20 protein-coding genes, 1 tRNA gene and 3 pseudogenes are annotated in these 23,002 nt (G+C 53.7%); 18 read left to right on the forward strand and 6 right to left on the reverse strand.

The window, feature by feature from the left end; translation table 11 throughout:
* Nucleotides 1–23: 23 nt before the first annotated feature.
* On the reverse strand, nt 24–956 hold the full coding sequence (gene prmB / locus KO1_RS08670) for a 50S ribosomal protein L3 N(5)-glutamine methyltransferase (RefSeq protein ID WP_024274529.1): 933 nt from the start codon (nt 954–956) through the stop codon (nt 24–26).
* Between the two features lie 167 nt (nt 957–1,123).
* Between prmB and smrB the strand changes: the two genes are divergently transcribed.
* A complete protein-coding gene (gene smrB, locus KO1_RS08675; protein WP_004104178.1) occupies nt 1,124–1,675 on the forward strand; it encodes an endonuclease SmrB in 552 nt (183 codons plus the stop codon).
* Between the two features lie 20 nt (nt 1,676–1,695).
* On the opposite strand, the gene sixA is transcribed toward smrB, so the two are convergent.
* From sixA to KO1_RS08695, 4 genes are all read right to left on the reverse strand, one after another.
* Entirely contained in the window at nt 1,696–2,181 is a 486-nt protein-coding gene (gene sixA, locus KO1_RS08680; protein ID WP_014230284.1) for a phosphohistidine phosphatase SixA, read from the reverse strand.
* A gap of 209 nt (nt 2,182–2,390) precedes the next feature.
* Nucleotides 2,391–4,535, reverse strand: a complete 2,145-nt coding sequence (gene fadJ, locus KO1_RS08685; RefSeq protein WP_024274530.1) for a fatty acid oxidation complex subunit alpha FadJ — start codon at nt 4,533–4,535, stop codon at nt 2,391–2,393.
* The gene (gene fadI / locus KO1_RS08690; RefSeq protein ID WP_004104183.1) at nt 4,535–5,845 is read right to left on the reverse strand and encodes an acetyl-CoA C-acyltransferase FadI; all 1,311 of its coding nucleotides are present in this window, start codon (nt 5,843–5,845) and stop codon (nt 4,535–4,537) included. Before fadI ends, fadJ begins: the two co-directional genes overlap by 1 nt.
* A 159-nt stretch (nt 5,846–6,004) precedes the next feature.
* Nucleotides 6,005–6,289 carry a YfcZ/YiiS family protein gene (locus tag KO1_RS08695; RefSeq protein ID WP_004104185.1) on the reverse strand — a complete coding sequence of 95 codons (285 nt, stop codon included), beginning with the start codon at nt 6,287–6,289 and terminating at the stop codon, nt 6,005–6,007.
* Nucleotides 6,290–6,654: 365 nt separating this feature from the next.
* On the opposite strand from KO1_RS08695, the gene fadL reads away from it, so the two are divergent.
* A complete protein-coding gene (fadL, locus tag KO1_RS08700) occupies nt 6,655–8,025 on the forward strand; it encodes a long-chain fatty acid transporter FadL (protein WP_024274531.1) in 1,371 nt (456 codons plus the stop codon).
* Between the two features lie 62 nt (nt 8,026–8,087).
* On the opposite strand, the gene mlaA is transcribed toward fadL, so the two are convergent.
* A complete protein-coding gene (gene mlaA / locus KO1_RS08705; RefSeq protein WP_004104189.1) occupies nt 8,088–8,849 on the reverse strand; it encodes a phospholipid-binding lipoprotein MlaA in 762 nt (253 codons plus the stop codon).
* A gap of 258 nt (nt 8,850–9,107) precedes the next feature.
* On the opposite strand from mlaA, the gene KO1_RS08710 reads away from it, so the two are divergent.
* From KO1_RS08710 to KO1_RS08775, 16 genes and pseudogenes are all read left to right on the forward strand, one after another.
* Nucleotides 9,108–10,004, forward strand: a complete 897-nt coding sequence (locus KO1_RS08710; protein ID WP_004104191.1) for a formate/nitrite transporter family protein — start codon at nt 9,108–9,110, stop codon at nt 10,002–10,004.
* 74 nt (nt 10,005–10,078) lie between these two features.
* Nucleotides 10,079–10,153, forward strand: a tRNA-Arg gene (locus KO1_RS08715).
* Nucleotides 10,154–10,326: 173 nt separating this feature from the next.
* The gene (locus KO1_RS08720) at nt 10,327–11,523 is read left to right on the forward strand and encodes a tyrosine-type recombinase/integrase (protein WP_064406871.1); all 1,197 of its coding nucleotides are present in this window, start codon (nt 10,327–10,329) and stop codon (nt 11,521–11,523) included.
* Nucleotides 11,524–11,737: 214 nt separating this feature from the next.
* Nucleotides 11,738–11,863, forward strand: a pseudogene (locus KO1_RS28560) (transposase family protein); the annotation flags it as partial.
* 83 nt (nt 11,864–11,946) lie between these two features.
* Nucleotides 11,947–12,797: pseudogene (locus KO1_RS08725) on the forward strand (aminoglycoside phosphotransferase family protein).
* A 549-nt stretch (nt 12,798–13,346) separates the two neighbouring features.
* Nucleotides 13,347–13,529: pseudogene (locus KO1_RS27015) on the forward strand (ISNCY family transposase); the annotation flags it as partial.
* A 423-nt stretch (nt 13,530–13,952) separates the two neighbouring features.
* A complete protein-coding gene (gene deoC, locus KO1_RS08730) occupies nt 13,953–14,654 on the forward strand; it encodes a deoxyribose-phosphate aldolase (protein WP_064406872.1) in 702 nt (233 codons plus the stop codon).
* A 57-nt stretch (nt 14,655–14,711) separates the two neighbouring features.
* The gene (locus tag KO1_RS08735; protein ID WP_064406873.1) at nt 14,712–15,641 is read left to right on the forward strand and encodes a ribokinase; all 930 of its coding nucleotides are present in this window, start codon (nt 14,712–14,714) and stop codon (nt 15,639–15,641) included.
* A gap of 5 nt (nt 15,642–15,646) precedes the next feature.
* The gene (locus KO1_RS08740) at nt 15,647–16,147 is read left to right on the forward strand and encodes an RbsD/FucU domain-containing protein (RefSeq protein WP_064406874.1); all 501 of its coding nucleotides are present in this window, start codon (nt 15,647–15,649) and stop codon (nt 16,145–16,147) included.
* 12 nt (nt 16,148–16,159) lie between these two features.
* A complete protein-coding gene (gene adhP, locus KO1_RS08745) occupies nt 16,160–17,206 on the forward strand; it encodes an alcohol dehydrogenase AdhP (RefSeq protein WP_064406875.1) in 1,047 nt (348 codons plus the stop codon).
* A complete protein-coding gene (locus tag KO1_RS08750) occupies nt 17,203–18,354 on the forward strand; it encodes a mandelate racemase/muconate lactonizing enzyme family protein (RefSeq protein WP_064406876.1) in 1,152 nt (383 codons plus the stop codon). Before adhP ends, KO1_RS08750 begins: the two co-directional genes overlap by 4 nt.
* 17 nt (nt 18,355–18,371) lie before the next feature.
* Nucleotides 18,372–19,322 carry an aldo/keto reductase gene (locus tag KO1_RS08755; protein WP_064406877.1) on the forward strand — a complete coding sequence of 317 codons (951 nt, stop codon included), beginning with the start codon at nt 18,372–18,374 and terminating at the stop codon, nt 19,320–19,322.
* The gene (locus KO1_RS08760) at nt 19,319–20,188 is read left to right on the forward strand and encodes an amidohydrolase family protein (RefSeq protein WP_064406878.1); all 870 of its coding nucleotides are present in this window, start codon (nt 19,319–19,321) and stop codon (nt 20,186–20,188) included. Before KO1_RS08755 ends, KO1_RS08760 begins: the two co-directional genes overlap by 4 nt.
* A 61-nt stretch (nt 20,189–20,249) precedes the next feature.
* Nucleotides 20,250–21,554: an MFS transporter gene (locus tag KO1_RS08765; protein WP_197721713.1), complete on the forward strand. Its 1,305-nt coding sequence runs from the start codon at nt 20,250–20,252 to the stop codon at nt 21,552–21,554.
* Nucleotides 21,555–21,650: 96 nt separating this feature from the next.
* Complete coding sequence (locus KO1_RS08770) at nt 21,651–22,577, forward strand: dihydrodipicolinate synthase family protein (RefSeq protein WP_064406879.1); 927 nt, start codon at nt 21,651–21,653, stop codon at nt 22,575–22,577.
* Nucleotides 22,567–22,902 carry an L-rhamnose mutarotase gene (locus KO1_RS08775; RefSeq protein ID WP_197721712.1) on the forward strand — a complete coding sequence of 112 codons (336 nt, stop codon included), beginning with the start codon at nt 22,567–22,569 and terminating at the stop codon, nt 22,900–22,902. Before KO1_RS08770 ends, KO1_RS08775 begins: the two co-directional genes overlap by 11 nt.
* Nucleotides 22,903–23,002: the final 100 nt, after the last annotated feature.

The raw sequence follows: 23,002 nt of genomic DNA on the forward strand, positions 1-23,002 counted from the left end.
TGTCGTTATGTTTGCGTGTTGTTTTAGTCTTTATAGATGCCGAAATGCGCGCGGGCGGCAATCAGCTGCGGTTTAGTCAGCATAAAGACGCCATCGCCGCCGTTTTCAAACTCCAGCCAGGTAAATGGAACGTCAGGATACTGTTCCATCAGATGTACCATGCTGTTGCCGACTTCACAAATCAGGATACCGTCATCGCTGAGATAATCCGGCGCGCAGGCCAGGATCCGCCGAGTTAGCTTCAGGCCATCGCTACCGGACGCCAGGCCGAGAACCGGTTCATGACGATATTCACCCGGCAGGTCGGACATATCTTCTTCATCGACGTACGGCGGATTAGTGACGATCAGATCGTATTGCACCTTCGGCAGGTCGCGGAACAGATCGGAGCGAATTGGCGTCACGTGGTGAATTAAGCCATGGTCTTCTACGTTCTGCTCGGTAACGGCCAGCGCATCAGGGGAAATATCGACCGCATCGACTTCCGCTTCCGGAAAAGCGTAAGCGCAGGCGATAGCGATACAGCCGCTGCCGGTGCACATATCGAGGATGTGCTGCGGATAGTGGTCAATCAGGCCGGAAAAATGGTTATTAATGAGTTCGCCAATCGGCGAGCGCGGCACCAGCACGCGCTCATCGACGTAAAACTCATGTCCGCAGAACCAGGCTTTGTTGGTCAGATAAGCGACCGGAATGCGTTCGTTAATGCGGCGAATCACGCGCTCAACGATTCGGTGTTTCTCACTGGAAGTCAGGCGCGCGGTGCGCATATCTTCCGGAATATCGAGCGGCAGATACAGCGACGGCATCACCAGCTGCACCGCTTCGTCCCACGGGTTGTCGGTACCGTGTCCGTACCAGATATTTGCAGCGCTGAAGCGACTAACCGCCCAACGCAGCATGTCCTGAATGGTATGAAGCTCATTAACGGCTTCATCAACAAAAATTTTATCCACGCTATCCCCCAGGGCACGCTCTGCTATAAATTCGGCGGCTAGTTTGCCACGAAGACGGGGATAAATCAGCATTCTTACGTCACGCTGAGGGGGAAAAAGAGGTTTTCCTTGCCTGGATGCGTGGCGAGTCGGGTAAACTACCGGCAAAGAAAAAATGAGACCAGGTAATGAAAAAGAAAACAACGCTAAGCGAGGAGGATCAGGCATTGTTCCGGCAGCTAATGACCGGCACTCGTCAGATTAAGCAGGACACCATTGTTCACCGTCCGCAGCGCAAAAAAATCGCTGAAGTACCGCCCAAGCGGCTGCTCCAGGAGCAGGCCGATAACAGCCACTACTTTTCTGATGAGTTTCAGCCGTTGCTGAATACCGAAGGATCGGTGAAGTATGTGCGTGCGGACGTCAGCCACTTTGAGCTGAAAAAACTGCGTCGGGGTGATTATTCGCCGGAGCTGTTTCTCGATCTGCACGGTTTGACCCAGCAGCAGGCCAAGCAGGAGCTGGGGGCGTTGATTGCCGCCTGCCGTCGCGAGCACGTATTTTGCGCCTGCGTAATGCACGGGCATGGGAAGCATATTCTCAAACAGCAAACGCCGCTATGGCTGGCTCAGCACCCGCATATCATGGCGTTTCATCAGGCACCAAAAGAGTACGGCGGTGACGCCGCACTGCTGGTACTGATTGAAGTTGAAGAGTGGCAACCGCCGGAGCTTCCGTAAAACGTCGGCTCCGGAGGAAATCAGATAGCTTTCGCCATCTTCAAATTGCAGGGGCTCATTTGCCAGTTGAACTCGCCTTTGCCGCTGGCATCAAGCGTAACGCAGGCAATCGCCGAAGTGGTGAACATCGGGGGAGTTTCCCCCGGGCACAGCTCTGAGACGAGGTACCCCACCAGAGGGAGGTGGGACACGACCAGCGCCGTCGCCACACCTTCATTCGCCAGCGCCTGGAGATAAGCGCTGACCATGCCAACATCGCCGCACGGCGTGAGTTCCGGCATCACGTCGACATCTTTTGGCAGATTCATGCACTCCCCAACGATTTCCAGCGTCTGTTCTGCACGCAGGTAGGGACTGACAAGAACTCGCTCAATATCCACTTTTTGACCTTTCAGCCAGGTTGCCATCTGACGAGACTCATCGCAACCGCAGACGGTTAATGGACGAACCGAGTCACTGGCTGCATCGAGGGCAGCGTCGCCGTGACGCATGATAAAAACTTGCATATTGCACCGCTTTTGTTAACCAGAAGCACCGCGGTCTTACCCACGTAGACGATACGCAGGTGACCCGGTGGCCGGGCATTGTGCCTGATCCATTCAACGAATGAAACGCTGTTTTTTACCTCAATGGCGTAAGTATAGTCAACTATCGCTTACAAAATCGCCAAAGCACTGCGCCATTCACAAACGGATTTACCTTCTTTGACCACAACTTAGGTCGTACGTTCATCAGCGGGCCAAAAGGTCGCCCCCTGCTCGGCCATGTGTAACAAAGTGTCACATGGTGTAAAACGCGGGCCGTATTGTGCGGCCAGACGCTGCAAAATCGCTGCGACTTCCCCCGCACCCAATCTATCCATATAGCGGAACGGGCCGCCAAGGAACGGCGGAAAGCCAATGCCAAACACGGCGCCGATATCGCCATCGCGAGCGTTGCGAATAACCTGCTCATCGAAGCAGCGCGCCGCTTCATTGAGCATCATCATGACGCAGCGTTCCGCCACCTGCTGCGCGGACAAGCGCGCCTGTGGAGAAGCGATACCCAGCAGGTTGTAAATCGCCGGGTCGGGCCGTTTTTTGCTTTTACGCCCTTTTACCGCATAAAGATAGAAACCCCGGTTATTTTTTCTCCCTTTGCGATCGTCATTCAGAATTGCGCTAATGATGTTTGCAGGCGGGCTAAAACGCTCTCCCCATGCCGCCTCCAGAACGGGAATAATTTTAGTGCCGGTCTCGATCCCCACTTCATCAAGAAGCTGAATTGGCCCTACCGGAAAGCCAAATTGAACCAACGACTTATCAATGTGATCGATCGGCTCCCCTTCTATTAACAGGCGCATGGCTTCATTAATATAGGGCGCGAGAATTCGGTTAACATAAAATCCGGCTTTATCCGCGACGACAATCGGCGTTTTCCCCTGCAGCTTCGCCAGCTTTACCACCGTGGCAATAGTCTGCCGATCGGTACCACGATGTGGAATCACTTCGACCAGCGGCATTTTTTCTACCGGGCTGAAAAAGTGCAGGCCGATAACCCGATGCGGTCTGCTCGCTTGCGCCGCGATCTCTGCGATCGGTAAAGACGACGTATTAGAGGCAAAGATCGTCTCCGGGTGGCAGTGTTGTTCCACTTCGCTGACCATTTTCTGCTTGAGCGTCAGATCTTCAAATACCGCTTCGATCACCACATCGCGATGGGCAAAGCCCTGGTAATCCAGCGAACCGGTAATCAACCCCATCTGGCGATCGCGCTCGCTGGCGCGCAGATAGCGGCGGCGCACCTGTTTATCGAGCAGATCCCAACTGTATTTCAATGCATGATTTATCCCGCGCGGCTGAATGTCCTTAATGCGGACCGGCAATTCTCCTTTGCATGCGGTGACGTAGGCGATGCCGCCCCCCATCAGTCCTCCGCCAAGAATGCCCACACTACGCAGCGCGACGGGCTGCGCATCCGCACCGCGATCCTTTTTTAGATCGGTGCTGGCGAAAAAAATCGATCGTAGCGCCTGCGATTGCGGCGTCATCGCCAGCTCGCCAAAAGCGCGGGCTTCTTCTGCGTATCCGCTGCTGCAGCCCTGCGCCAGTCCGGTCTCAATCACCTGCAGAATGCGCTCAGTTGCCGGGTAGTTGCCCTGGGTTTTGTGATGCGTCTTTTTCGCTACCAGACGAAACAGCAGGCTGCGGGCGAGAGGTCCTGCGAGAATACGTTCGCGCGCCGGGACGGTACGGCTTGCCGGACGACCTTTAAGAGCCCGTTCAACTGCGGTTTGTAGCAGGATGGTCTGTGGCACCACTTCATCGACCAGTCCCGCCTTCAGAGCCTGGCGCGGGCGAAGCTGTTTGCCGGTCAGGATCATCTCCAGCGCGCTGCTGACGCCAATTAATCGCGGTAAACGCTGGGTGCCGCCAGAACCTGGCAGCAGGCCCAACTGAACTTCCGGCAGGCCAAGCCGGGTTTTATTATCATCGCTGCATACCCGCCCGTGGCAGGCCAGCGCCAGTTCCAGGCCTCCGCCCAGGCATGCGCCGTGAATTGCGGCGATCACTGGAATGGGGAGCCCGTGGATCTCGGCCATGATTTGCTGCCCCTGACGGGCCAGCGCCTCCGCTTCCTGAGCGGAATGACAGCGGGCAATCATGTTGATATCGGCCCCGGCGATAAAGTTATCCGCTTTTGCGGAAATAAATACCGCGCCGCGCAGTTCTTTATTGTCGCGGAGCTGACGGATAATTCCCCGCACCTCGCTGGCGAACTCAGCTTTCAGGGTGTTCATTTTTTCACCTGGCGCGTCAATGGTGATGACAGCGATATTGTCCGGGCGAACCTCAAGCGTAAATGCCGACACGGTTTCCATCATTCGGCCTCCAGAACCATAGCTGAACCCAACCCACCCGCCGCGCAGGCGGTAACCAGCCCAAATCCTCCGCCGCGACGCTGCAGTTCATGCAGCGTTTGGGTAATCATTCGCGCGCCGGTGGCGGCAAAGGGATGGCCGTAGGCAATCGAACCGCCAAGCACGTTGAATTTGCTCTCATCGACTTCGCCGATAGCCTGAGAGCGGCCAAGCACCTCACGGGCAAATCGATCGCTGGCCATGCATTGCAAATTCGCCAGCGTTTGCGCAGCAAAGGCTTCATGCATATCAATCAGGGTTAAATCGGCCAGCGTCAGCCCGGCTCTTTCCAGCGCCAGCGGCGTCGACCACGCCGGACCCAGCAGCATATCCTGGCGAACATCAATCGCGGTAAAAGCGTAGCTGCGCAGGTAGCCCAGCGGTATTAACCCAAGCGCTTTAGCCCGGGATTCGGTCATCAGGATCACCGCCGCCGCCCCATCGGTTAACGGCGTACTGTTAGCGGCGGTCACGCTACCGTGTTTGCGATCGAAGGCCGGACGTAACTTTTGGTAATCTGCCAGCGTTGAATTCTTACGGATGTTGTTATCCTGTTCCAGAGGTTCACGGAACGGCGGCGTGTAGGCAGTCATGACTTCTGCCGTTAATTTCCCTTCCTCCCAGGCCCTCGCCGCAAGCTGGTGCGAACGAAGCGCCAGCGCATCCTGCCGCTCACGCGTGATACCCCACGTTTTCGCCATCTGCTCAGCGGTATCGCCCATCCGCAGACCGGTGGAATATTCGGCAACAGCTGGTGGCACAGGGAGAAGATCGCGGAAACGCAGCCGGGAAAAGAGCTTCAGGCGCTGTCCCAAAGTGCGGGCTTTGTTGGCATCAACAAGCGTTCTGGCAAGTTTTTTGCTCACGCCAATGGGCAATACGGAAGAGGAGTCGGCCCCGCCGGCGATGCCTGCATGAATGGTTCCCGCCATCAGGCTCTCCGCGACGTTGGCCACCGCCTGAAAGCTGGTCGCACAGGCGCGACTGACGCTATAGGCATCAGTATGTACGCTCATACCGGTACCCAGCACAATTTCCCGCGCGATGTTCGGTGCTTCCGGCATCTGTACCACCTGACCAAATACCAGCAGGTCTATTATATCCGCGGGGATATTGCTGCGAGCCAGCATTTCGCCGACCACCAGCTTACCTAAATCAACGGCTGGAACGCCGTGGAAAGCCGTCGCCTGCCGGGCAAACGGCGTACGTAAACCGCTGACGATGGCGATACGATCGCCCTGACGGGTGACTAGCGGTAATGCCTGACTCATAACGCTCCCCTGTTAACCGATAAAACAAAGTGGTCTGACCTGATAACAGTTTTAACTAATATTTTACATTAAGCCAATCGGGGAACAGAAAAAGTGCGAGCCAAAACACATTGATTAGAAAAGATAACGCCCCTGCGAGGAGGAGCGTTTGGGAAGGGATTAACGCAGGCCGAGCTGGAAAATCAGGGTTTCAGCTTCGCAGCTAAACACGAAATCGATATCCAGCTTCACGCCGCCATCAACATCAGTAAAGGTCGGGGTGATTTTGCACGGCTCCGATTCAACATTACGCGCTCTTTCACTCAATGCGGCAAGCATTTCTTCCGCTTCGGCGCGGTTCGCAAACACGCGGCTATAAGATGCGGTGCAATCGGTGTTGTCCATGATGGTACCAACATCCATACAGCAGCAAACCGGGGTTTCATCAGCACTGCATTTACTCATCGTAGATTTCCTCTGTATATGCACTCAAGGTGCCAGACAAATAATGTGCTTATTTTACGCCCGGGGCATGCCTGCCTCCAGTCGTTAATGGCGACAAAGGAGATAAGTGACCGAAATCACACTTAAAAATGATCCAAAACAAAAAGTGCCTACTTTGGATTGCGGGTACCCCGGCAAATTTGCCAACTGGATCGCGTTTCTTAGATCACAATTGAAAAAACTTATAAACAAACTTGCAACATATCATCTGGTCAGACCTATACTCAGCGCACTGGTCTGATTTCTCTGTCGTAAAGCAGACCCTACACTTCGCGCTCCTGTTACAGCATGTAACATTGTTTAAATAAAAATAACTCTATGAGGTTATGGGCATGAGCCAGAAAACCCGCCTTACCCAATCTGCCCTTGCAGTGGCTGTAGCACTTGTTTCAAGCCAGGCCTGGTCGGCAGGCTTTCAGTTAAACGAATTCTCTTCATCGGGCCTTGGTCGCGCCTATTCAGGTGAAGGAGCTATTGCTGACGATGCTGGAAACGTCAGCCGTAACCCGGCATTGATTATGATGTTCGACCGTCCGACTTTCTCGGGCGGCGCTATTTTTGTCGATCCTGATGTCAACGTCACCGGCAGTTCAGTTATCGGTAATGACGCCAGCCAGGACAATATCGCGCCAACCGCATGGGTACCCAATCTGCACTTTGTGGCGCCGATTAACGACCAGTTTGGCTGGGGGGCTTCTCTGACGTCTAACTATGGTTTAGCCACCGAGTTCAACAATGATTTTGCCGCGGGCTCAATGGGCGGTACAACCGACCTCGAAACCCTCAACCTCAATCTGAGCGGCGCCTATCGTCTCAACGATCACTGGAGCTTTGGTTTAGGCTTTGACGCCGTCTATGCCAGAGCTAAACTAGAGCGCTACGCGGGCGATTTACCGGATATTATCGGCGCGCAGCTACCGGGAATGGTGAAAGCCGGCAAACTCTCTCCGGCCCAAGCCGCGGCAATTGGTCAACAGGCTGGCGGTATCAGCCGCGATACGCAAATCGCTCGTCTGAAGGGTGATGAGTGGGGCTTCGGCTGGAATGCGGGCATTTTATATGAAGTCGATAAAAACAACCGCTACGGCTTAACCTACCGCTCTGAGGTCAAAGTTGATTTTGACGGAGATTATAAGAGCAGTCTGCCGTCATCCCTCAACCCTATTAACTCTGCCCTCGGTCTGGGACTGCCTTACGGCACAGGTGGTTCGACAATCGGCGGTTCTCTGACGTTGAATCTGCCCGAAATGTGGGAAATCTCAGGTTATAACCGCGTAGCGCCAAAATGGGCCGTTCACTACAGCCTGGCTTATACCAGCTGGAGCCAGTTCCAGGAGCTGAAAGCCACCAAAACCAGCGGCGGCGAAACGCTGTTCTATAAAGATGAAGGTTTTAAAGATTCCTATCGTATCGCTCTGGGTACCACCTATTACCATGACGATAACTGGACCTTCCGTACCGGTATCGCCTTTGATGATAGCCCGGTTCCGGCTTCCAATCGTTCCATCTCTATCCCGGATCAGGATCGCCTGTGGCTCAGCGCCGGTACGACTTACGCCTTTAATAAAGATGCTTCCGTCGACGTCGGTGTGTCCTATATGCACGGTCAGCACGTCGAATTTACAGAAGGGCCGTATACCTTTAAATCAGAAGGTAAAGCCTGGCTGTACGGCGCGAACTTTAACTACCGTTTCTAATCAACAGCAGCAACAAAAAAGGGTGAACATCATGTTCACCCTTTTTACTTTCAACCCGACGGTTACTGTGAATCGATATCTTTGAGATCGCCTTCAATCGCCTGAGCGTTGGGGTTCTCATTCGGAGAAAGTTTACCGCCGTTGGCGATAAAATCATGACGCTGGAAGTAAGCTTCACGCATCAGGATATACGGATCGGAGGACTGACGGAGCAAGCCATCGGAATCCAGCAGCTGCGCGCGGGTTTCGACTCCCTCTACCATCCATTTACCAATAGACATCGGCCATGTCAGCCAGGAAAGAACCGGATACAAGTCATCAGCCATATCACCGCCTTCATCACGCAGCGTAAAGCTGCCGTAGAAAGGCAACTGCACATAGGGGCCGTATCCCACACCATAGTGACCCAGGGTGCTACCGAAGCGAGCAGGCTCAACGCGTTGCAGTTTTGGATTCGCCATTCCCGCTACATCAACCAGCCCACCCATCCCGAGGAGTGTGTTCAGGAAGAAACGCGTAAAGTGCACCATACCTTTATAGGGATCGCCCTTCAGGAAGGAGTTCACCATTACCGCAGGTTCTTCAAGGTTGCTGGTAAAATTGCTCAGACCATTACGCGCCGGCTGCGGAACATAATCTCGCCACGCTACGGCAACAGGCCGAAGAACATAAGGATCGACAACATTGTAGTTGAAGTTGAACATGGTTCGGTTAAAACCTTCAAGCGGATCTGAACGCCCCTGCGGTAGATCGCCAGAACCAGAACTGGCGCACCCCACCAGCAATGTGGCGCCAAGCGCAAGCGCCGACAGGCGAAAATTCATAGGTATCTCCCTGTTAATTTTAGCTATCGCTGGGGGTTATCCGAGGACAGCCGCCTCCATTAAGATATCGCCCGTAAGCATGTGCCTGCTTTCAGCATAGCCTTTTTTGGCATCGTTGTTGATGCCCCCGATTCTATACACATTTTGCAATTTCCGTATTGCTAATCTTGTCATTACAAAGAATTTAGGAGCTTATCCACTCCAAATAACCGAAACCGCTCTACGATTATAATAAAGACCAGCCGTTGAGGAAAAGTTATGAAGCCGCAAACTCACCATGATAGTGAAGATGTTGAGGTTGAAAGTGAAGAAAAACAGAATGGTGAAGAAATTGAGGTGGATGAAGAACGCCTGCCTTCACAGGCGATGGCTACGCATGAAGTGATTCGCCAGGAAGGAGAGAAAGAGCTTGAGCGCGATGCCATGGCGCTCCTCTGGTCAGCGATTGCAGCAGGACTCTCAATGGGGGCTTCGCTGGTTGCCAAAGGCATATTCCATGTCCATCTCAGCGAGCTGCCCGGCGGTTTTTTGCTGGAAAATCTCGGCTACACCTTTGGCTTTGTTATCGTCATTCTCGCTCGGCAACAGCTGTTCACCGAGAATACCGTCACCGCCGTCCTGCCGATTATGCATAAACCCACGCTCAGCAATATCGGCCTGCTGTTACGTTTATGGGGTGTTGTACTGGCGGGTAACTTAATTGGAACCGCTATCGCAGCATGGGCGTTCGATGTCATGCCCGTGTTCGATGAACCGACTCGCGAAGCCTTTCTTAAAATCAGCCTGAAGGTGATGCAAAATCCTCCGCTGGAGATGTTTGCCAATGCGATTATCTCCGGTTGGCTGGTCGCAACCATGGTGTGGATGTTTCCCGCCGCAGGCTCCGCGAAAATTATCGTCATCATCCTGATGACCTGGCTTATCGCCCTGGCGGACACTACGCATATTGTGGTGGGCAGCGTCGAGATTTTCTACCTGGTGTTCAACGGCACGCTGCCGTGGCAGGAATTCATCTGGCCGTTCGCGCTCCCGACCCTTGCCGGAAACATCTGCGGTGGGACCTTTATTTTCGCGTTATTAAGCCATGCTCAGATCCGTAATGATATGAGCCACGAGAAGAAAGCCCGTGCGGCTGAAGAGAGAAAAAAGCGCTAAATGGCTATAGATTAAGCAGTTGGGCCGCGCAAGCTTAACGTGCGCCGAAAATAACGCTATAATCCCGGCGCCATGTCCCCTTAGTTAAATGGATATAACGAGCCCCTCCTAAGGGCTAGTTGCAGGTTCGATTCCTGCAGGGGACACCATACACACCTCTCCTGACGCCTACCAAATTCAATAAAACCCTCTTATAATCAGTGATAACCCTCTATTATGGCTATGCGACGTCAACTGATGTCTACCCATTTCAACGTGAATCAATAAACGCTTGGGGGCCTTAGTGGGGGCTTATCCTGTTCAACGAAAAGCGAGGCCCCCAATGCCACTCAATGCACGTCAGGTAGAGACTGCAAAACCCAGAGACAAAGCCTATAAGCTCGCTGACGGCGGAGGACTCTATCTCATGGTCAATACTAATGGTTCAAAGTACTGGCGTATGAAGTATCGATTTGCCGGGAAAGAGAAAAAGCTCTCGTTTGGAACCTACCCGGACATTTCACTCGCAGAAGCTCGCACTAAGCGTGATGAAGCAAGAAAAACGCTAGCGAATGACATAGATCCCGGTGAAGTTAAAAAAGCCAAACTGCTTGCCCAAAAGCTCTCAGTGACAAACACTTTTGAAGCAGTAGCACTCGAATGGTACAACGCAAAAGTATCTGGCTGGTCGAAAAATTATGCTGGTTACGTTAAACGAGCTTTTAATAATAATGTCTTCCCCTATCTAGGCTCCCAGCCAGTCAATGAAATTAAACCGCTGGAGCTTTTATCTGTATTGCAACGAATGGAAAAGCGGGGTGCACTAGAGCTCGCCAGTAAAGTGCGCCAGCGTTGTAGCGAAGTGTTCCGATATGCCATTGTTACTGGCCGCGCCGAGTACAACCCTGCAGCTGATCTCGGTAGCGCTTTGCAGGGTTACGAGAAACAACATTATCCTTTTCTTACCGCAGCAGAGCTGCCCGAGTTCTTGCACAAGCTTTCACAATACACCGGCAGTTTAATAACGCTTCTGGCGACACGACTGCTAATGCTTACGGGCTTGAGAACAGTCGAGCTACGTATGGCTGAATGGAGTGAAATCGACTTTGATAATTCTATTTGGGAAATACCTAAAAGCAGAATGAAGATGAGACGGCCTCACATTGTCCCCCTTTCTACTCAATCCCTGACAGCACTTCGGCAACTTGAGCAATTGACCGGATCTTACCACTTTATTTTTGCAGGTCGAAACGATGTTAACAAACCAATGAGTGAAGCCAGCATCAATATGGTTCTGAAAAGGATCGGTTACGACAAGAGAGCGACCGGGCATGGTTTTCGTCACACCATGAGTACAATCTTACACGAGGAAGGATTCAATACTGCATGGATTGAGACCCAGCTTGCGCATGTCGATAAGAATGCGATTCGCGGGACGTACAACCATGCTCAGTATCTGGAAGGGCGGAGGGAGATGATGCAGTGGTATGCTGACTATATTGATAACATTAGCAAGAATAAAGTTATCATAGCATTATGATACTAGCTCCGAATTTAACCGTCTTTTAGTAGATAGCGTGAAAACTCAAGCAGAGCTCCTCCGTTTTGGAGGAGCTCTGCACCAGAAATTTTTTTGCTGATTTGCATTTCCGCTTACTTCAGAAACGATACATTTGGGTCTGGCGGTCTACTTAGTGCCAGGAGCGGACATTGCTGACTTCACAATGTGTTAATCAACGGGGAGCAGGTCACCGCGTAAAACAGCGCAATGCCCTGAATGTCTCAAACGCAGCCACTCTGTTCATAGTTGTCGTCGACGACGGATACAGCATCTTCCATGCTCAGGTCAGACACTCTGGTTCATCTTTGCTGTCCGGCACAGAAGATTAGCCTCTGCCGTAGTATATTTTCGCGATAATCCTTAGCTGTTGACGCTAATACCATCAAAGGAAAATCATAAATCATGAAGGATTGTTTTCGTTACACACACTGGCTAAATCTCTGGAACCTCATTCCTGACGGTTCACCTTTCAAAACTCATACCTCGCTTTTGCTTCCTGTCAGAACAGCAAAGGATGATACACAGGCCATGTTGAAAATTACCCAAGATTCAGATGAGAAAAGAGGGAGCTCTCTTATGGCATGGTGGGGAGGGAATGGTGCTGCTCAGGTGATTGCATTTGATAATGAGGCTATCTTACTCGTTCGGGCTACAAGCTCAGCCTCTTTGACAAACATGTCGAGAGAAGGTCAGGATACAGAGGCCTGTCGCATTTTATGTGAGAGGGCAAACAAGCTCCATAAGTCACCTAAAAAACCTTTGCCCCAGCTTACCTCCCTCCAGGAATGGTTTTATCCATTAAAATCGGCAGCTTCCCGATATGGAGGTAGTCTGGTTATTTCCTCAGGTTACGCTGACGAACTCCTCGAGACACCACAAGATGTGGTTGCATTACATGGTGACTTGCATCACGACAACGTTCTTCATTTCGGGACCCCTGGCTAGCAATAGATCCTAAAGGGCTGTCAGGTGAAAGAGCATTCGACTTTTGTAATATCTTCACTAATCCAGATTTTGAAAACCCCATACCCAGAGTTGCGACTGTACACGAAATATTTAAAAAGCGATTACGTATCGTTACAGAAATGACCGGAATTGAGAAAGTACGCCTTCTCAAATGGATAGTAGCCTGGTGCGGCCTCTCAACCTTATGGTCGCTGGAAAGTAACGTGGCTAATCCCACAGCAATGCAAATTGCAAAACTGGCACTCGACGAGTTGAACACTTCTGTAAACAGGTTGGACGTACGTTGATACGCCGATTCAGAGGAAGACTCTCATTAACGCAGATATTTTTAACAATCACGGTAACTGCAATAGGTTAAATAAAATGTGTAAAATATAACAGTGCATTTCTATGAAGAGGAAAAATTCTCTTTTAATCAGTTTACCGGAAAAAAAATACAAACGCGAAATTTTATGCATGCGACTTTTCGAAAACAGACCTTACAGAGTGGACTGCCCCCCCGATAGATGCTTTTTGCAACAGTGCCCCTTATCAAATAGTCTTAATTGGTCGTGAAATCTCCCTGGTTTATGGCCACGATGACTATGCACAAGAACAACCAGATATTCAGAAGCGATGTGATTCATATACCTCTACTTGATAGGGAGGATCTTGATAAGGCCCGGTCATTCCGGTTTCTGCCTTTTCAGGAAGACCGCCTCCGGGGGCCGTTACGGGCCCCGGGGCCCGCTATATGGTCAGCCCCCCTATCATCCAAGTAAAAAGGATCCAAAAAGGAGAGGGCGGATGTTTTTCTGGCATAAAGGATCCAATGCTCAGGCCATGGAGAAATCAGAATGCTTGTAACCATGTCAGATAAAGAACTCAGCCGGATCAACGTCATTCAGTCAGCTGTTGAAAAACGCATGCGCCGTAGTGATGTTGCTCACCAACTTGCTCTGACCGAACGTCAGACACAGCGTCGGATGAACCGCTTTAGTGAGTCAGGTGTCGCTGACTTGGCAAACCTTCGACGTGGACGCCTCGGTAGCCGGGTTACTCTCATTCGCATTGATGGCGATAATTTTTATGGCCCCTTCAATACTGCGCAGTATTGCGAGAAGTTATCTTTTCGGCTGAGAAGATCCGTTAATCCCGTGTGTGAACTTACAGGAATGTGTCAGATACGGTAATCCCCTCCCTGCCAGACTATTTCGCCAGTGCCCAGTCACTCCCCTGTAGACCCTCATCATAATATGAGGGCTGTAATTACACTTCACCCAGGCTTGCTATCAGCGTATCGCCCTCCATTTTGCCAACTTCCTCACAAAATTATCGCTCTGAAAATTCTGTCCATAGGACCGGGATTCTTGCCTATCACGTCTTTTCCGCCAGCTCTTTACAGTAGGCCAATGTCATTCACATCGAACCTATGTTTTTTCAGCCAACAGGAGTAGTGGTACATGATCGATTTCAATGATCCCCGCCAGGTCGCGAAGGCCATTCAGTTTACTAACGTCAACCCTGATCTGACCCGCGAAGGGCTTATCCAGCATCTGGACATCTGCATGGAGTACCAGTTCGATGCCGCGATGATCGCCCCGTGCTGGGTCGCTATCGCCAAAGACGTACTGAAAGGAACCGGTATTCGCGTCGCCACCACAGTGAATTTCCCTCAGGCCAACGATACGACGGCAATGAAGGTCGCCGTCGTAAAAGAGCTGGCAAAAGAAGGCGCAGATGAATTTGATTTCCCGCCCAATCCGGGCTTTTTACTCGGCGGGATGGACGATCTCTATTTCAACGAGCTCAAAGAGGTTACCCATATCGCCCATGACCTGGGAATGAAAGTCAAAGCCATGCTGGAGTTCGGCTTTATCACCGAAGAGGCGATGAAGATCAAAGCCACCCGCTACGCCTATGAAGCAGGTATTGATTGGGTGAAACAATCGAGCGGCTGGGGCAAAGGCGGATGCGCGGCAACGGTAGAAGACGTTCAACTTCTCAAAGCCAATATTCAGGCACCTTGCCGGGTAAAAGTATCCGGTAAAGTGAACACGCTTGAGAAGATGAAAGAGATGTTCGTCGCAGGCGCCGAGCTGGTTGGCACCAGTTCCGGTCCGGAGCTGGTGAAAGGTCTGGTCGGCGACATTAACGCCTATTAACCGAAAGGTACCGCCGCTAACGGCGGTACCACACCCGCACAATTGAAGGAGTATGTGATGAGTGTATTTATTCTCGGCAGTTATGCAAAAGCCCTGGTGATGACGGCCGAACGCATCCCGCTGACCGGCGAAACGCTAATCGGCCATGACTTTCGCCAGACCTGGGGCGGGAAAGGCTCCGACATGGCGGTTCAGGCTGCCCGCCTCGGCGCGGACGTGGCCTACAGCGGCGTGGTCGGCAAAGACACGTTCGGCAACGAGTTTGTTGAACTGATGCTGGAAGAAGGAATAAATATCGACGGTCTGACGCTAACCAGCGAACTGCCGACCGGCGCCGGCCTGATTATTAAAGATAAAGAAGCTCGCAACGTTATTGTAGTCGACATGGGGGCCAACAAACTTTTTACCCCGACGCTGGTGGACAACGCTCTTGAGCAGATTAAGCGCTGCGGAGTCGCGCTGGCTCAGCTGGAGATCCCGCTGGAAACCGCGCTCTACGGCCTACGGCGCGCAAAATCATTAGATAAAATTACCATTCTCAACCCTGCTCCAGCCAGAGATCTGCGCGGCCTTGACCTGAGCGCGATTGACTACCTGACGCCGAATGAAACCGAAGCCCGCGTCGCGCTGGGTCTGGCGCCGGACGATCCGCGCAGCAATCAGGAAATCGCCAGGATGCTGCTGGAGACCGGCTGTCGCTACGTCGTTATGACGCTTGGCGATGCGGGTTCCGCCGTCTTTGGAACCGACACCCTCCAGCAGATCCCGCCGTGCCGGGTAGACGTCGTTGATAGCAACGGCGCGGGCGACAGTTTTAACGCCGCCCTCGCGGTAGCGCTGGATGAAGGTCTGCCGATTAGCGAAGCGGTACTGTTCGCCAACGCCACGGCAGCGCTGTGTTGTTCTGACTGGGAAACCGTACCCTCGTATAAATACCGCGCGGATGTCGATGCCTTCCTGCACTCTCACGTCGTGACCGAGGAATAATAACGATGAGATCCGATAGAATCTTACACCCTGAACTCGCGGCTGCCCTGGCGACCCTCGGTCATACCGATATCGTGCTGGTGACCGACGCGGGATTTCCCATTCCGGCCGCTGCCAGGCGTATCGATCTCGGCCTGTGGCCCGGCACCGTCGATGTCCGTGACATCCTGCGCCTGCTTCGCGCGGAAATCTTTGTCGAAGAGGTTCACTTCGCCAGCGAAGTGCGCGACTGCCACCCGCAGCTGTATCGCGAAATACAAACTATCTATACCGGCTCTGGCGCGGAGTTTCACCCCGCCAGCCACGAAGTCCTGTGCCACGATATCGCGCATCGAGCAAAGCTGATCGTTCGCTCCGGATCGTTTGAACCCTGGGCTAATTTCGCCCTCGTCGCCAGCACCGACCCCTTTGCCTGGTTTACCGACGCTTCAGGCGTGCAGCCGCTGCCCGCTTACGTCGCGCGACGCCAGCGCATTGTCGATAACGTTGTGCCCACACTGAACTAACGGGAGGCGAAAATGAAAGCAGCGGTAGTCAGTGACATTCACCCCGGCCAGGTTGAGATTCGTCAGATGGCCATGCGACCTTTAACCTCAGGCGAGGCGCTGGTAGACGTAGAGTGCTGCGGGGTCTGCCATACCGATCTCCACGTCGTACAGGGCGATTTTGGCCCGGTACCCGGTCGGGTTCCCGGTCATGAAGGAATTGGCATCGTGCGCGCCGTCGCCGACGATGTAACCAGCCTGAAACCCGGCGACCGGGTCAGTATCGCGTGGTTCTATGAAGGCTGCGGCGTATGCGAATACTGCGTCAGCGGTCGGGAAACCTTTTGCCGCAGCGTCAAAAACGCCGGCTACAGCGTGGACGGCGCGATGGCTGAACAGTGCATTGTAAAAGCCGACTACGCGGTAAAAGTCCCCGCAGGTCTCGATCCGCTGGTTGCCAGCAGCATTACCTGCGCAGGCGTCACCACCTTTAAAGCGATTCGCGTCTCCGGCGTTCGCCCCGGGCAGTGGCTGGCCATCTGGGGCGCTGGCGGTTTGGGCAATATGGCGATCCAGTTTGCGCATAACGTCTTTAACGCCCGCGTCATCGCAATTGATTTACAGGATGACAAGCTGGCGCTAGCCCGCGAGTGCGGCGCGGAAATCACCCTCAATCCCGGGCGGGACGACGTACCTGCGCGCATCCAGCAAATAACCGATGGCGGCGCCCACTGCGCCGTAGTGGTTGCCGTGGCGCGAGCCGCCTTTCACCAGGCGGTCAACAGCGTTCGCGCCGCGGGCAAAGTGGTGTGCGTTGCCGTTCCGCCGGGCGATCTTGACCTCAACATCGTCAAAACCGTCCTTGATGGTATTCAGATTGTCGGCAGTCTGGTGGGCACGCGTCAGGATCTGGCGGAGGCTTTTCAGCACGCGCTGGCCGGACGAGTTCGTCCGGTAGTACAGCCCCGTCGTCTGGAGGAGGTCAACGCCATTTTTCATGAAATGAACAGCGGCTCGATTCAGGGCCGCATGGTGATTGACTTCCGCACGGTACGGCAAACAGAGGAGTCGGGCGCATGAAAATTACCGGCTGGCGGACACTGAAAACCTGGCACCGCTGGGGGCGTCCAATTGGCGATGTCAACGGCACCCTCACCTCAGGCGTTACCGAGGTCCCGGTGCTGATCCTCGAAACCGATGAGGGCATTTGCGGCCTCGGCGTCGGCGGACACGCGGATATTGAACGCCTTTTTCCGGCTATCGAAGGGGAAGATCCGCGTGCGGTTGCGGCGCTTTACGACCGGATGCAGGCATGGGTGTTTAAAAGCGGTCATGCCGGCAGCGTCTTTGGGGCGATTGGCATTGTCGATATGGCGCTGTGGGATTTGAAGGCAAAATGCGCCGGAGAACCGCTGTGGCGACTGCTCGGCGCGAGAAGTCCTTTCGTGCCCGGATACGCGTCGGGTCTGGACTTTCCGCTGTCGCTGGAAGCGTTAACCGCGCTACATCAGCGTTTTGCCGAACGGGGATTTAGCGCCTTTAAGCTTAAAGGCGGTCTGGACGTTGAAGAGGATTTACAGCGTCTGCGGGCGGTACGCGAAGTGTATCTCCCTAATTCGCCCTCGCCGGTGATGATGATCGATGTTAACGAGTCGATGAGCGTTAAACAGGCCGTTCGCTACGTCAGTCGCCTGCAGGAAGCGCTGGATCTGAGCTGGATTGAAGAACCCGTGCGCCGTTGGGACGCCGCCGGGCACGCCGCCATCCGCCAGCAGGTGCGCTGCGCGGTTGCCACCGGGGAAAATCTTACCGGCCTCGAACAGTTTCTGCCGCTGCTGAAAGAGAACGCGGTGGATGTGCTGCAGGCGGGTATGTGCTGGGGCATCACCCACTTTCTGCGCGTCGCCAATCTGGCGCAGGCATTTAGTCTGCCGGTCAGCCCGGTCGGCTACAACGCCAACCCCGTGGCCCACGCGGCGGCGGCGGTCAGCAATCATCTGAGCTGCGAAATACAGGATCTCAGTTTCCCCACAGGCTTACGGGTGGATCAGCGCATTGAAAACGGCGGCATCGTGCTGGGCAACGAACCGGGACTTGGCATCGCCATTGATGAAAAGGCATTGCAACAACAGCTCAGCGACGACAGCTGGACGATAGCCCAGGGTCCGCACGTCAGGCCCGAACGCGCGGGACTGCGCCTGAGTCTGCGAATGCCTGGTAAGGATTAATCATAATGGAGTCAATAATGAAAACAGTACCTTTTGGACGCACGGGAATTGAGATTCCGGTGCTGGCGATGGGCGCCGCTTCTCTCGGCAGCATTTATCATCCGGTATCGCAGCAGCAGGCTAATGAAACCGTGGCGACAGCGCTTGCCCATGGTGTGAACTATTTTGACGTCGCGCCCTATTACGGTCTAGCCAAAGCGGAAACCGCGCTGGGCGTGGCGCTCAAGGGCGTAACGCGCGATAGCTACGTCCTGGCGACCAAAGTCGGGCGCTACGGCGACAGCCAGTGGGATTTCTCCCGCGAAGCGACGCTGCGCAGCATTGATGAAAGTCTGTCCCGCCTTGGCTGCGACTATATCGACGTTATCCAGTGCCACGACATCGAATATGGCGATATGGGACAGTTGCTGGATGAAGCGTTGCCGACGCTACGTGAGCTACGCACTAGCGGCGTCGTACGCCACGTCGGTATCACCGGCTACGATCTCGCCTTACTGGAACGCGTCGCCTGCGAGCAAAAAGTCGATACCGTGATGGCCTACTGTACCTGGACGCTCCAGGATCGGCGCCTTGGCGCGGTGGCCCAGAGGCTAAACCAGGCGGGTATTGGCGTACTCAACGCCTCGCCGCTGGCGATGGGATTACTGACCCGCGGAGGCGCGCCCGACTGGCATCCGGCGCATCAGGACGTGCAGTCTATCTGCCGTCAGGTATCCACCCTATGCGATAGCCACGGTGTTAATATCGCCCAGGTCGCGCTGCAGTTCGCGCTGACCACCGCCGCGGATAACGGCATCGCCTCTACGGTGATTGGCACAGCCAGCGCCGACAATATGCTGGATAACATCCGCTGGTGTACGCAGCCGCTCGATCCGCAGCTGCTCGCGCAAATCGATGCGCTGATGGCCCCGGTGCTCAACGTTGGCTGGGATCTGCTGCCGGGCAACGGAGGAAAAGCGCAAAAATGAGCACCCTCGATAGCCATCTGCATCTCTGGGACCCCTGTGCGCTGCGCTACGACTGGCTGCGCGAACTTCCGGCGCTGAACCGACCGTTTTTACCCGCTCAACTGGCGGAGGATGCTAAGTCGCCGAAGGCCGCTATCGTGGTTCAGTCCGACTGCGCCGCGCAGCAGGCTCTTCAGGAAGTGGCCTGGATAAACCAGCTGGCTGAAAACAGCCCGATAGAACTTGCCGGAATTGTCGCCTGGGCGCCGCTGGATACGGGGAAAGCCGTGGCGCCCTATCTGCGCCATTTACGTGAACTGGCGCGCGTGGTGGGCATCCGTCGTTCTTTACAGAATGAACCGCTGGATCTGTTTTATCGCGCCGATTATCGCGAGGGTTTACTGGCGGCAGCCCGCGAAGGCTTTGTGCTCGATATCTGCGTCAGAGCATCTCAGCTAACCGCGCTTTACGATCTACTGGCCTGGCTATATCAACGTGCTCCGGAGACGAAAGTCGTGCTGGATCATATGGGTAAACCTGCTATCGCTGACAACCGGTGGCAGGAGTGGCGCGAAGCGTTTACCGCCCTCGCTGGCTTTCCTCATCTGGCCTGCAAAATTTCCGGTTTGCCGACGGAAGCGGACTGGCAAAGCTGGCAGCCGGAGCAGCTGCGGCCGTGGATCCAGCTGGCGATAACGGTATTTGGACCGCATCGCTGCCTGTTCGGCGGCGACTGGCCGGTCGTTGAGCTGGCCGGCGGCTATACGCGCTGGCAGTCCTGCGTACAGGAAGCTATTGCCCACCTGATCCCGGAAGAGATTAACGCCGTTATGGGCGAAAACGCACGTCGTATTTATCTGATGCAATCGGCGGGAGGAAATATATAGAAACAGAGTCAGATGACGTTTATTTCAATTAACCCTACGCAATAATAATGAGGAAATAAGCATGTCCGATAATATTAATTCATTGCCCGGCGGCACGGTTGACGATAAGTCGCAAAGCGCGCCGCCTGCAAATAGCATTATGGTCACTGGGCGTAAAAAAAATATCCTGCTGGCTTCACTGTTTACTAATTTCTTTGTTCTGCTGGCGCTGTACTGCGGCGTTATTTCGGTTCTTCTCCCCAATCACGTGGCACAAATCGATCCGGAAAATAAAGCTAATAACCTGGCGATAGTCATGACCACCGCACTGCTGTTTACGATCTTCGCCCAGCCGATTGCCGGGGCGTTATCCGATCGCTGCCGTTCAACATGGGGACGCCGATCGCCATTTATCGTGGGCGGCGCGTTAATTGGTGGGCTGGCTATCTTTGGTATCTCCATGACTACCACTATCGCCGGGATTGCGGTGTTCTGGTTAATGGCTGCCGTCTCGCTAAACTGCATGAACGGCCCGCTGGCGACGGTCGTCGCTGACCGCTTCTTACCGGAAAATCGCGGTATCGCTTCCGGCTTCGTAGGCGCGGGTTCCACCGCGGGCGGCACGGTGGGTATTATTCTCGCCGGCTATCTGGCCTGGAACCTACAGCTGGGCTATCTGGTTTTCGCGCTGGCTATTGCCGCCTGCTGCGTGGCCTTTGTGCTGATTAACCGCGAACCATCGACCCGAACCATGGAGGTCGAACCCTTCCGCTGGGGGGCGTTCTTCAAAAACTTCTGGGTCAGTCCGCGCCAGTATCCTGATTTTGGCTGGGCCTTCTTTGGTCGTTTCGCCATGTACCTGGGCTACCAGGGCGTGGTCACCTATCAGCTGTATATCCTACAGGATTATATTGGCTTAAGCGTAGAAGACTCTAACTACGCTATCGGCACCATCTCGGTCATTACCCTGGTGACGCTGCTTTTCTCCGGCCTCGTTTCCGGGATCATCTCCGACAAACTGCAGCGGCGAAAAATATTTGTTTTTCTCTCGACCCTGCTGATGGCTGCCGGTTTGTGCGTACCTCTGTTAATGCCGACGCTTAGCGGAATGTATATTTATGCCGCGATTATGGGGCTGGGCTACGGGGCTTACACGTCCATCGACATGGCGCTGATGACTCAGGTATTGCCCGGCGGTGGTAAACAGGCCGGCAAAGATATGGGCATTCTGACGATTGCTACCGTATTACCGCAATCCTTCAGCCCAATATTATCCGCATGGCTGCTGGCGACGTTCAGTAATAATTATTCAGCATTATTTATCGCCGCGATTGTTTTTGTCTTTGCTTCATCGTTTTTTGTATTACCAATTAGATCCGTTAAATAACGCGTGACTCGCAAGTGAGAGCACGCTCAGCAATGAGCGTGAAGGCCTCGCCTGCGCCTGAAACCGGGCATACCGGATTTATAACAGGAGAACATAATGGCTCAGCCTCTATTTCACGGGATCATTCCCCCGGTTCCTACGCTATTTAATGCACAGGGAGAATTCGATGAATCCGCCCAGTCTATTTTAATTGAACATCTGCTGGACTCACCGGTAGACGGGCTTTTTTTCCTCGGCAGCGCGGGAGAATTCGCCCATATGTCCGATGCGCAGCGGCGTCAGGTGACGGAATTTTGTATCACCCGGGTGGGCGGGAGAAAACCGGTACTGATCGGTATCGCCTGCTGCGGAACTCAGCAGACGATTGAGGCCGGACAGTATGCGCATCAGGCGGGCGCAGATGGCGTCGTAGTGGTGAACCCCTGGTACAATCCGCTTAGTGAAAGCAACCTTTTGCATCATTTCACGACGATTGCCAGTGCCCTGCCGTTACCCATGATTCTCTATAACTTCCCGGCGCTTACCGGTCAGACCATTCCTCCGTCGGTTATCAAGCAGCTGGCAATGCGCTGCCCCAACATTGTTGGCCTGAAAGATACCGTCGATACGCTCTCGCATATCAGAGAAACCCTGCACGCGGTCAAGCCGGTACGTCCAGATTTTGCGGTGTTTGCCGGTTATGACGAGTACCTGCTGGGGACGTTGATTCTGGGGGGCGACGGCTGCATCCCGGCCAGCGCCAATTTTGCCCCGCAGCTCACCTGCGGAATACTCAACGCCTGGCGGCGCCACGATCTTGGCGAAGCGGTTGCGCTCCAGCAGTCGCTTTCCTGGATCCCACCGCTCTACAGCATTGACGTGCCGTTTTATAACGCCGTGAAATATGCCCTGGTTCTGACCGGCGTAGATATTCCGGTGCATTCGCTGGCGCCGGCGTCACCATTAACGGAAGAAATGCAGAAAGAAATTAAACGGATCCTCCTGCGTGCCCATCTTATTAATAAGGATGACGATGATGAATAAAGTTCGCCGCTTTGGCTGTGTGGTTAAAGTTCGCCCGGAAAAACTGGATTATTATAAAGCGCTGCACGCTAACCCGTGGCCGGAAGTCAACGCCATGATTAAAGCTTGCCATTTACGCAACTTCTCAATTTATTATAAAAATGGTTTCTTGTTCAGCTATCTCGAATATGACGGTGACGATTATGAAGCTGACCAAAAGAAAATGGCCGCGCATTTAAAAACCCAGCAGTGGTGGCAAGAGACCGGTCCGTGCCAGATGCCGCTGGACGGCGAACCGGAAGGCACGCTATGGGCGGAAATGGAAGAAGTTTACCACCTTGATTAATATACCCGTCATACTTTTAACTGCTGTCCATTGATTTTCCAGCAGCGCGAATTATTTAGGGTATACAAAATAAATAAACCCTCTCTGCGCCGTTTTACTG

The sequence above is a fragment of the Klebsiella oxytoca NBRC 105695 genome (assembly GCF_001598695.1).
In the GTDB taxonomy this organism is placed as follows: Bacteria; Pseudomonadota; Gammaproteobacteria; order Enterobacterales; family Enterobacteriaceae; genus Klebsiella; species Klebsiella oxytoca.